The organism is Geodermatophilus sp. SYSU D01186, assembly GCF_054050215.1.
In genome coordinates this window covers 1-10,417 of the sequence record NZ_JBJGYW010000065.1, presented here as the reverse complement: position 1 = coordinate 10,417, position 10,417 = coordinate 1, and the positions used below count along the sequence as shown (strand labels likewise).

The window sequence follows — 10,417 nt, the reverse complement described above, 5'->3', positions numbered from 1 at the left end:
CCAGGGGCGAGGGACCTCGCCCCTGGCACTCCACTGCGCGTCGCGGGGCGGCTGGGACCCGCGGGGCGTGACGTGACGGTCCGGTACGGGCATGACGATGCCCACACCGCCGGGTCGGTCGGGGACATCCGTGCAGGTCAGCGGTTCGCCAGAGCCAGCCATACGTCGGCGGCGGGACGGCGCGCGGGAGGCGGCCGGTTGGGCGTGTCGCCGTCGGCCCGGCGAAGATGGGTCCCGACATGGGGAGCGCAGCACGAGCGGAGGCCGTTGGCCCGCAGACGACCAGCCGACCGCTCCGGGCGTGGCAGCAGGCCGCGCTCGCCAGGTACGAGGAGAGCTCCCCCAAGGACTTCCTGGTCACCGCGACCCCGGGCGCGGGCAAGACGACCTTCGCCCTGACCCTCGCCGCGCGGCTGCTCTCCCGGCGCGAGGTCGCCCGCGTCATCGTCGTCTGCCCCACCGACCACCTGCGCCTGCAGTGGGCCGAGGCCGCCGACCGGATGGGCATCGTCCTCGACCCGAACCTGACCAACGCCGTCGGCCCGGTGCGCGCCGGCACCCAGGGGTACGTCACCACCTACGCGCAGGTCGCGGGCAAGCCGATGCTGCACGCCGCCCGCGCCACCGCCGTCAAGACGGTGGTCATCCTCGACGAGGTGCACCACGCCGGCGACGGCCTGTCCTGGGGCGAGGCGGTCGAGGAGGCCTACGGGATGGCCGCCCGGCGGCTGTGCCTGACCGGGACCCCGTTCCGCACCAAGCCCGACGAGCGCATCCCCTTCGTCCGCTACGAGGAGGACGGCTTCGAGGGCGACGACGGCGAGGGCGGCATGGGCCTGGTCAGCCGCGCCGACTACACCTACGGCTACAAGGAGGCGCTGGCCGACAACGTCGTCCGCCCGGTCGTCTTCGCCGCCTACACCGGCACCTCGCGCTGGCGGAACTCCGCCGGCGAGGTCGTCGCCGCGTCGCTGTCGGAGGCCGGCACCCGTTCGGTGGAGATGCAGGCCTGGCGCACCGCCCTGGACCCCAAGGGCCAGTGGGTGCCGCACGTCATCGCCGCGATGGACGACCGCATCACCCACCTGCGCGAGAACGGCATGCCCGACGCCGCGGGGCTGGTGCTGGCCAGCGACCAGGACGACGCCCGCGCCTACGCCAAGATCGTCCGCCGGGTCACCGGCAAGCCGGCCGAGCTGATCCTGTCCGACGACCCCAAGGCGTCGAAGAAGATCGAGCGGTTCGCCACCGGGTCCGCCCGGATCGCCGTCTGCGTCCGGATGATCTCCGAGGGCGTCGACGTCCCGCGCGCCGCCGTCCTCGCCTGGATGACCTCCTACCGGACGCCGCTGTTCTTCGCCCAGGCCGTCGGGCGCGTCGTCCGCTCCCGCGCGCCGCACGAGTCGGCCACCGTGTTCCTCCCCGCCGTCCGGCCGCTGCTGGGTCTCGCCGCGTCGATGGAGAAGGAACGGAACCACGTCATGCCCCCGCCGAAGACGGTGCAGGGCGACGAGCTCGACCTCGACCCGCTGCCGCCCAAGGAGCGCGAGGTCGGCGACAGCGTCAAGCAGTTCGAGGCCCTGGAGGCCGACGCCCGCTTCGCGCACGTCCTGGCCAGCGGCACGGCGCACACCGGCGAGGGCAGCTCCGCCGCGGGGCGGGCGGGAGACCTCGGCGCCGAGGAGGAGGAGTTCCTCGGCATCCCCGGTCTGCTCACCGCCGAGCAGACGGCGTCCCTGCTGGCCAAGCGGGACGACGAGCTGCGGCTGCGGATCGCCCAGCGGGCACACCACGAGGACGACGAGGCCGGGCTGTTCCCCGTCGAGGACCACCCGGAGGAGATCGACGCCGGCCGCTCCTGGCGGGACGCCGCCGAGCTCCGGCGCGAGATCAACCGCCTGGTCAGCCGGGTGGCCGCCCGCACCTCGCAGCCGCACGCGGTGGTGCACACCGAGCTGCGCAGGTCGGTGCCCGGACCGCCGTCGGCCTCGGCCTCGGTCGACGTCCTCCGCGCCCGCCGGGAACGCCTCCGCACCATGCTGTGACAACGCGGTCCTCCGGACCGCACCGCGGCCAGGTGCCGTCCCCGGCCCGCCGCTGAGCCGCTGCCGACCGCGACTCGCGACTGGGCACCTGTGGCCGCCTGCCGCGGCGTGCCGGCGCGTGTCGGCGACGTCAACTGCCCAGTCGGCCGGCCTCCGCTGACGGGAGCAGGCCGCGGGCCGCGGCGATGGCGACGGCCTCGGTGCGGCCGCCGGCGCCGAGCTTGGCCAGGATGTTGCTGACGTGCACGCTCGCGGTCTTCTCGCTGATGTGGAGCTCGGCGCCGATCTGCCGGTTGGTCCGGCCCTGGGCCAGCAGCCGCAGCACCTCGGTCTCCCGCGGCGTGAAGACCGCACCGCCCTCCACGACCCGCCGCGCCCCCGGGAGGTCCAGCGGCAACCGCCAGCGGCGGGCCAGCGCCACGACGGCGGCCTGCAGGGGCGCCGCCCCCAGCCGCACCGCTGTCTCGCCCGCGGCACGCAGCTCCGCGGCGGCGCCGTCCCGGTCGTCGGTGGCCAGCAGCGCCTCGGCGAGCCGGAACCGCGACCGCGCCTGCTCGAAGACGTGCCCGTACCCGAACCCGTCGACGGCGGCCCGCCACAGCTCCGGCACATCCCGCCCCGCCAGGCGGGCCGTCTCCGCCTCCACCCGGGCCCGCCACGCGGCGGCCTCCACGCCGTACCCGCCGATCGCCCGGACGTGGTCCTCGACCGCCGAGCGAGCCGCGGCGGCGAGTTCCTCCCCGGCGGCCGACCACCGCCGGACCGCCGCGTCGTCGCCGGTCATCCGGGCGGTGGCCGCGGCGTCGGCCACCGGCGCGAGCGCCGTCGCGACCAGGCGCAGGACGGCCAGCCGGTCGACGTCCCAGTACGTGTGCACCTGCTGCACCGCGGCGCGGGCCCGCTCCACGGCGGTTCCGGCGTCGCCGGACCAGGCCGCGAGGTCGATCTCCGCGCCGGCGGTGGCCAGCAGCAGGAGGACGTGGGCGTCCAGCCGGGTGGTGAGCCCCCGCGCCCAGGCCACCCGCTCGGCGGCCGTCGGGTCCCCGCGGCCGACCCGGACGAGCAGCCCGGCCGCGCGCACGTGCGCCGCCATGTCCGGCACCCGCGCCAGCTCCTCGGCCAGCGCCAGGCTGCCGTCCCAGTCGCCGGACACGTAGCGGACGACGACCCCGAGGTGCCGCAGCTCGGCGGGGTAGAACGCCCACTCCACGCCGAGCTCGCGGGCCCGCGTGAGCCCGGCGTCGATCCAGGTCCCGGACTCGGCCAGCTCGCCGGCCTCGTAGGGGACGACGGCGAGGTTGAACAGCACCCGCAGCTCGACGTCGGTGTCGCCGGATCGGCGGGCCCGCGCCAGCGCCTCCTCGAGCCGGGCGCGCACCGCGGCGCGGTCCCCGGAGCCGCGGACCCGCGCCAGGGACACGGCGGTGTCGGCCCAGGCGCTGTCCAGGCCGAGCGCGTCGGCCGCCGCGAGCGCCTCCTCGGCGGCGGCGTCACCGTCGGCCCACCGGCCCACGTCGTAGCTGGTGCGCGCGTGCGTGGCCGCCGCCCACGTGCGCACCACCGACGGCGGCTGCGCCGGCACCAGTTCCATCGCCCGGCTGCTCTCGCGGTGGGCCGCGGCCTGGTCCTCGATCCGGCCCAGCGCCTGGGCGAGGGTGGAGTGCACCTGGGCCCGCACCACCGGGTCGCCCTCCTCCCCCAGGAGCGCGAGCGCCTCCCGCAGCAGGGCCACCGCCCGGTGCAGCTCGCCGCCGCGCCGGGCCGCGGCCGCGGTCTCCAGCAGCAGGGCGGGGTGGTCGCGCCCGGCCCGCTCGGCCGCGTCGGGCACCGCCGGCCACAGGGCCAGGGCCGCCTCCAGGTGCTGCAGCTGCTCGGCCGGCGCGCCCGCCCGGCCGGCCTCCGCGGCGGCGTCGAGCGAGGCGGAGAGAGCCCGCGGGAGGTCGTTGCTGCCCCGCGCGTGGTGGGCCAGCTCGGCGGCGGTGCCCGCGCCCGGGACGGCGGTGAGGTGGGCCGCGATCGCGGCGTGCAGCCGCACCCGTTCCCCCGGCAGCAGGTCGGCGAGCACGGCCTCGCGCAGCAGGGCGTGCCGGAAGCGGTAGCGGCCGCCGTCGGACACCACCAGCAGGTGGTGGTGCACCGCCTCGGCGAGCGCGGCCTCCAGCTCCGCGGGCGCGAGCCCGCTGACCGCGGCCACGAGGTCGTGGTGGACGCGCCGCCCGGCGACCGCGGCCACCCGCAGCACGCGCTGGGCGGCCTCGCCGAGCTGCTCCACCCGGGCCAGCAGCACGTCGGTGAGCGCCAGCGGCAGGGTCTCACCGGCCAGGCCCGCAGCGGTCAGCTCCTCGGCGTAGAAGGCGTTGCCCTCGGCGCGCGCCACGACGTCGTCCACGGTCTTCTCGGGGACGCCTGCGGCCAGCCCGCGCACGAGCTCGCCGACGGCGGCGTCCGGCAGTGGCTCCAGCTCCAGCCGCTCCACGCCCGGCAACCGCACCAGCTCGGCGAGCAGCGGGCGCAGCGGGTGGCGGCGGTGCAGGTCGTCGGAGCGGTAGGAGACCACCATCGCCACCGGCTCGTCGGCCAGGCGGGCGAGCAGGTAGCGCAGCAGCTCGCGGCTGGAGCGGTCGGCCCAGTGCACGTCCTCCAGCACCAGCAGCAGCGGGGTGGCCGCGGCCAGCTCGGTGAGCAGCGCGGCGACCCCCTCGAACAGCGGCAGCCGGCCGTCGTCCAGCAGGGGGCGGGACGCCAGGTGCGGCAGCGGCCGCCCGAGGTCCGCGGCCTCGCCACCCGGCTGCTCCGGGACGGCCACTGGCGCGCGGCCCGCCAGCAGCCCGGCCGGCGGCTCACCGGTCACCGGCCGCAGCAGGTCGACGAACGGCAGGTAGGGCAGGCCGACGTCCCCGAGGTCGACGCAGTGCCCCACGAGGACGCGCACCCCGTGCGCGGGAGCGCGGGCGGCCAGCTCGTCGAGCAGCCGGGTCTTGCCGACGCCGGCGTCACCGGCCAGCAGCACCGCGCAGCCGCGGCCCTCCACGGCACGGTCGACCGAGGCCAGCAGCCGGGACAGCTCCTCGGCGCGGCCCACCAGGGGTCGGTCGTCCCACTGCGGCACGCCCTCGATCGTGGCAGAGCCCGGGGACGGCTCCGCGGCGGCCGGGACGAGGGGCGCCCCGGCCGCCGTCAGGCCGCCCGCCGGCGACGCGAGAACCAGGGTCCACGCCGGGTGCGCGTCCCGCGGCCGATCTGCTGCAGCACCTCGCGGCGGTAGGCCAGCTCGGCCTCGAGGCCGGGGTTCGGGTAGGTCGCCATCACCGTCTCCTGTCGTCGTCCGTTCCGACGACGTCGACGGTGTTGCTGAGGGGCCTGCCCCGGCATCGGCCGGTCGGGCAGTCCTGCGGGCCCGGCCGGGGCCTGAGGCCCCTCAGGTCACCTCAGCGCAGCTCGGTGCCCTTGGTCTCCTTCAAGGTCAGGATGACGCAGAACGCGATGGCGGCAGCGATGGCGACGTACCAGAAGAACCACAGCGGGTGCCCGGCGTCGGACAGCGCGACGATGACCAGCGGGGCCGTGCCGCCGAACAGGGCGACGGTGAGGTTGTACCAGGCCCCGATGCCGGTGGCCCGCAGCTCCGTGGGGAACAGCTCGCTCATGATCGCCGGCGCGATGGAGGCCAGCAGCGCGTACAGCCCGAGGCCGGTGCAGAAGACGACGATCAGCGAGAAGAGGTTGTCCTGCACCAGGAACGACAGGGGGACGATGAGGATCGCGTACCCGGCGGACCAGACCAGCATCTGCGGCTTGCGCCCGAACCGGTCCGACAGCGCCCCGAACGGGTAGCACAGCGCCACGAACAGGGCCGTGCCGATGGAGAGGGCCAGGAAGACGTCGCTGCCGTCGGCGTCGCGGAAGTTGATCGCGAACGGCGTGAGGGCGCTGAAGAACGTGTAGTACGACAGCGTCGACAGCAGGGTGAACGAGCACAGCTGGACGACGGCCTTCGGGTGGTGCTTGATCGTCTGCAGCAGCGGGTGCTTGGTCGCCCGCGCCTTCTCGGCGCTCTCCTCGAACTGCTCGGTCTCGACCAGCGACCGGCGCAGCCACATGCCGATCAGGCCCAGCAGACCACCGAGGAAGAACGCGATCCGCCAGCCGTAGGCCTGCAGCTGCCCCTCGTCGAGCACGTTGGTCAGCAGCACGCCGAGCAGCGAGGCGGCCAGCAGCGCCGAGCCGGTCGAGATGTAGAAGAACGACGAGTAGCGGCCGCGGTGGGCCGGCGGGGCGATCTCGCCCAGGTAGGCCGACGCGTTGGACACCTCGCCGCCCAGCGACATCCCCTGCGCGATGCGGGCCAGCAGCAGCAGGATCGGGGCCAGCCAGCCCGCCTGCTCGTAGGTGGGCAGGATCGCGATGACCATCGAGCCGCCGGCCATCAGCAGGATGGTGAGCAGCATCCCGGCCTTGCGGCCGCGCAGGTCGGCGAACCGGCCCAGCAGGATGCCGCCCAGCGGCCGGAAGAAGAAGGCGAGCGCGTAGGTCGACGTCGCCCCGATCAGGGCCAGCGCCTCGTTCTCGGCCGGGAAGAACTGGCCGGCGAAGTACACGACGAAGGTCGCGTAGACCGTCCAGTCGAACCACTCGACCGCGTTGCCGATGCTCGCCGAGATGAGCGTCTTGACCGGTAGCCGGTGCCGCTCGTCGACCGTCGTCCTGCCGTGCCCGTGCTGGACCGCGCCTGCCATGCCCACTCCCGATGTCTGCCCGGTCACACCTGGGGACGACGGTAGGCGGGAGCCGCCGCGGCGGCATGTCGAGGTCTGGGTCCGGACCGGATGACGGCCGCCTCGCGGCGAGATGCACAACACGGCTCCAGGCCCCCGACCGGAGTCGGGGCGGTGGTCCGTGAAGGCGGTAACCAAATGGCACCCGGGGGCACGATGCACCCGGCCCGGACGCTTCGAGGTTACCCCCGGTCCCGAGAGCTCACACGGGGGCCAGTCGGGTCGGTCGACGCCGCGGTCCGCCGTCGGCCGGGATCGGCCGGGTCGCGTGCCAGACTCCGCCCGTGACCGACCTGACCGACCTGACCGACGTCGAGGCCCGCGTCCTGGCCGCCGTCGACGAGCGGTGGGCGGTCGACCGGCTCCGCGAGCTGGTCGCGGTCCCCTCGGTCGGGGGCACGGCGGCCGAGAGCGAGGCGCAGCACCTGGTCGCCGGCTGGCTGGAGGAGCTCGGCTGCGCGGTGGACCGGTGGCCGATCGACCTCGCCGCGGCCGCGACCGCAGCGGACGCCCCCGGCCAGGAGGTGGAGCGCACCGAGGCGTGGGGCGTCGTCGGCACCGCGCCGGCCGCCGACGAGGGGGTGCCGGCGCTGGTCTTCGCCGGCCACACCGACGTCGTCCCGCCGGGGGACCCCGCCCTGTGGCCGCGCGACCCCTTCGACCCCCACGTCGCCGACGGTGCGGTGCACGGCCGGGGCGCATGCGACATGAAGGCCGGCGTGGTCGCCGCCCTGGCCGCCGTGGCCGCCGTCCGGACGGCGGGGGTGCGGCTGGCCCGGCCCGTGGCGGTGCACGCCGTCGTCGGCGAGGAGGACGGCGGCCTGGGGGCCTGGGCCACGCTGCGGCGGGGCCACCGCGGCGACCGGTGCGTCATCCCGGAGCCGACCGCCGGCGCGGTGGTCACGGCCAACGCCGGCGCCCTCACCTTCCGGCTGGAGGTGACCGGCCTCTCCGCGCACGCCGCCCACCGCGACCAGGGCGTGAGCGCCGTCGAGCTGTTCGCGGCCGTGCACGCCGACCTGCGGGCGTTCGAGGCCGAGCGGCAGGCCGGCGCCGATCCCCGCTTCGGCGGCGCCCGCTACCCCTACGGCATCAACATCGGCCGGGTGCGGGCCGGCGACTGGGCCAGCTCGGTGCCCGACCGGCTGGTCGCCGAGGGGCGCTACGGCGTCCGGCTGGGCGAGCCGGTGGCCGCGGCCCGGGCGGCGTTCGAGACGCGGCTGGCCGCCTTCTGCGCCGCGGACCCGTGGCTGGCCGAGCACCCGGTCCGGCTCACCTGGACCGGCGGCTCCTTCGCCAGCGGCTCGCTGCCGGACGGGCACCCCCTGCTGGCCGACGTCCGGTGGGCGGTGGCCGACACCGGTGCTGGCGTGCCGCCCGAGCGGGCCATCCCGGCCGGCAGCGACCTGCGTCTGTACGCCGCCGCGGGCATCCCGACGCTGCACTACGGCCCCGGCGACCTGCACCTCGCCCACGGCCCCCTGGAACGGGTGCCGATCGCCGAGCTGGTCACCGCGGCGCGGGCGTTCGCGCTGCTGACCGTGCGCAGCTGCGGGCCGGCATGAGCCTGGTCGGCTTCGAGGAGTGGACACCGCTGGCCGGTGACTCCCCGACCTCGCGCACCGAGTGGGCCGCCGTCGTCGCCGCGTGGGGTCAGCCGCACCGCCGGTACCACGACCTCGCGCACCTGGCCGCCGTCCTGGGGCTGGTCGGCGAGCTGGCCGGTGCGGCCGCCGACCCGGACGCCGTCCGGCTCGCGGCCTGGTACCACGACGTGGTCTACGACCCCACCCGCGCCGACAACGAGCAGGTCAGCGCCGAGCGCGCGCGGGCCGGCCTGCGCGGGCTGGTGCCCGAGGCGCGGGTGGAGGAGGTGGCCCGGCTGGTGCTGCTGACCGCCGGGCACGACCCCGCGCCGGACGACGCGAACGGCGCGGTGCTCTGCGACGCCGACCTCGCGGTGCTGGCCGGCCCGCCGGAGTCCTACGCCGCCTACGCCTCGGCGGTGCGCGAGGAGTACGGGCACCTGTCCGACGAGGTGTTCACCGCCGGGCGCATCGCCGTCCTGGAGCACCTGCTCGCGCTGCCCGCGCTCTACCGGCTGCCCGCCGTCGCCGCGGAGTGGACGCCGCGCGCCCGGGCCAACCTGACCGCCGAGCTCACCCTGCTGAGGCGGCGGGCCGCGTCTTCCTGAGCCGCAGGCCGGCCGCCCGCAGCCGGCTCAGCAGCTCCCGGCACCCGACCGGCAGCGCCCCGGCCGCCACGGCGACGTCGTAGAGGTCCTCGGGGACGTCGTAGTGGTCGCCCTGGAAGGCCCGCCGCGGGATGCCCAGCTCGGCGGCGACGAAGGCGTGCAGCTCCTCGTAGGAGACGTCGCTGACCAGGTGCGACCACAGCCGCCCGCGCCAGTGCCACACGGGGGTGTCGATCAGCACGGCCACGGCGCGAGTCTCCCCCGGCCCGGCTAGCGTCGCTCGGGTGACCGAGGAGATCCGCTGGGGCATCGTCGGACCCGGCCGCATCGCCGAGAGCGTGATGGGCGACTTCGCGCACGTGCCCGGCGCGCGGCCGGTCGCGGTCGCCTCGAGGTCGGCCGACCGAGCGGCGGCGTTCGCGCAGCGGCACGGGCTGGAGCGGGCGCACGGCTCCTACGCCGACGTCCTCACCGACCCGGACGTCGACGTCCTGTACGTGGCGACGCCGCACCCGCAGCACTCCGCGATCGCGCTGGCCGCCCTCGACGCGGGCAAGGCGCTGCTGGTGGAGAAGGCCTTCACCGCCACCACCGCGGGGGCCGCCGAGGTCGTCGACCGGGCCCGCGAACGCGGCGTCTTCGTCATGGAGGCCATGTGGACCCGGTTCCAGCCGGCGGTCGTGCGGTTGCGGGAGCTCGTGGCCGACGGCGCCATCGGCGAGGTGCGCTCGGTGCAGGCCGACCTCGGCGTGGCCCGCGACTACGACCCGCTGGACCGGCTGTTCGCCCTGGAGCTCGGCGGCGGGGCGCTGCTGGACCTCGGCGTCTACGTCGTCTCGTTCGCGCAGATGCTGCTGGGCGCCCCCGACACCGTGCACGTCGCCGGCTCGCTGTTCCCGACCGGCGCCGACGCCGAGGCCGCGCTGCTGCTGGGCTACGAGGACGGCCGCACCGCCACGCTCACCACCTCGCTGCGGTACCCGACGCCGGGCCAGGCCCGCGTCTTCGGGACGACCGGCTGGATCGACGTCCTCCCCCGCTTCCACCACCCGCGGACGATCGTGCTGCACCGCACGGGCGCCGAGCCGGAGACGATCACCCGCCCGGCGACCGGCACCGGCTACGCGCACGAGCTCGCCGAGGTGACCGAGTGCCTGCGGGCCGGCCGCACGGAGAGCACGGTGATGCCCCTGGCCGACACCCTGGCGGTGCAGGCGGTGCTGGGTGAGGCGGCCGACCGGCTGGGCATCCGGCACGCCGAGGACCGCACCGTCCTCGGCTAGGTGTAGTGCCCAGCACGGTTGCTGACGGCGACCCGGGTGATCGGGGGTTGTCCGCCGAGTGCGGTGTGGCTGCGGTGATGGTTGTAGGTGTGCAGCCAGTCGGGCAAGGCTGCGGCTCGC

At 76.1% G+C, this 10,417-nt stretch carries 8 protein-coding genes and 1 pseudogene; 4 read left to right on the top strand and 5 right to left on the bottom strand.

What is annotated here, in order from left to right; all coding sequences use genetic code 11:
• Window positions 1-239: 239 nt before the first annotated feature.
• On the top strand, window positions 240-2,045 hold the full coding sequence (locus ACI784_RS24905; protein ID WP_456923236.1) for a DEAD/DEAH box helicase: 1,806 nt from the start codon (window positions 240-242) through the stop codon (window positions 2,043-2,045).
• A gap of 130 nt (window positions 2,046-2,175) precedes the next feature.
• Here ACI784_RS24905 and ACI784_RS24900 read toward each other — a convergent pair whose 3' ends face one another.
• The 3 genes from ACI784_RS24900 to ACI784_RS24890 form a co-directional block, all read right to left on the bottom strand.
• Complete coding sequence (locus tag ACI784_RS24900) at window positions 2,176-5,154, bottom strand: helix-turn-helix transcriptional regulator (protein WP_457015302.1); 2,979 nt, start codon at window positions 5,152-5,154, stop codon at window positions 2,176-2,178.
• Window positions 5,155-5,222: 68 nt separating this feature from the next.
• Window positions 5,223-5,351 (bottom strand): hypothetical protein, encoded by a 129-nt coding sequence (locus ACI784_RS24895; RefSeq protein ID WP_456923234.1) that lies wholly within the window; start codon window positions 5,349-5,351, stop codon window positions 5,223-5,225.
• A gap of 122 nt (window positions 5,352-5,473) precedes the next feature.
• A complete protein-coding gene (locus tag ACI784_RS24890; protein WP_456923233.1) occupies window positions 5,474-6,781 on the bottom strand; it encodes an MFS transporter in 1,308 nt (435 codons plus the stop codon).
• Between the two features lie 323 nt (window positions 6,782-7,104).
• On the opposite strand from ACI784_RS24890, the gene ACI784_RS24885 reads away from it, so the two are divergent.
• Window positions 7,105-8,385 (top strand): ArgE/DapE family deacylase, encoded by a 1,281-nt coding sequence (locus ACI784_RS24885; RefSeq protein ID WP_457015301.1) that lies wholly within the window; start codon window positions 7,105-7,107, stop codon window positions 8,383-8,385.
• On the top strand, window positions 8,382-9,014 hold the full coding sequence (locus ACI784_RS24880) for an HD domain-containing protein (protein WP_457015300.1): 633 nt from the start codon (window positions 8,382-8,384) through the stop codon (window positions 9,012-9,014). Before ACI784_RS24885 ends, ACI784_RS24880 begins: the two co-directional genes overlap by 4 nt.
• Here ACI784_RS24880 and ACI784_RS24875 read toward each other — a convergent pair.
• Window positions 8,980-9,261 carry a DUF4031 domain-containing protein gene (locus ACI784_RS24875; protein ID WP_456923230.1) on the bottom strand — a complete coding sequence of 94 codons (282 nt, stop codon included), beginning with the start codon at window positions 9,259-9,261 and terminating at the stop codon, window positions 8,980-8,982. The two genes, ACI784_RS24880 and ACI784_RS24875, sit on opposite strands and share 35 nt — an antisense overlap.
• A gap of 37 nt (window positions 9,262-9,298) precedes the next feature.
• Between ACI784_RS24875 and ACI784_RS24870 the strand changes: the two genes are divergently transcribed.
• Window positions 9,299-10,297: a Gfo/Idh/MocA family protein gene (locus tag ACI784_RS24870; RefSeq protein WP_457015299.1), complete on the top strand. Its 999-nt coding sequence runs from the start codon at window positions 9,299-9,301 to the stop codon at window positions 10,295-10,297.
• Here the strand turns inward: ACI784_RS24870 and ACI784_RS24865 are convergent.
• Window positions 10,294-10,417, bottom strand: a pseudogene (locus ACI784_RS24865) (IS481 family transposase); the annotation flags it as partial. The gene ACI784_RS24870 and the pseudogene ACI784_RS24865 overlap by 4 nt on opposite strands.

Coding starts and splice junctions, on each gene's coding strand:
- ACI784_RS24905 (WP_456923236.1), top strand. CDS start 240: ATGGGGAGCGCAGCACGAGCGGAGGCCGTTGGCCCGCAGACGACCAGC.
- ACI784_RS24895 (WP_456923234.1), bottom strand. CDS start 5,351: ATGGCGACCTACCCGAACCCCGGCCTCGAGGCCGAGCTGGCCTACCGC.
- ACI784_RS24890 (WP_456923233.1), bottom strand. CDS start 6,781: ATGGCAGGCGCGGTCCAGCACGGGCACGGCAGGACGACGGTCGACGAG.
- ACI784_RS24880 (WP_457015300.1), top strand. CDS start 8,382: ATGAGCCTGGTCGGCTTCGAGGAGTGGACACCGCTGGCCGGTGACTCC.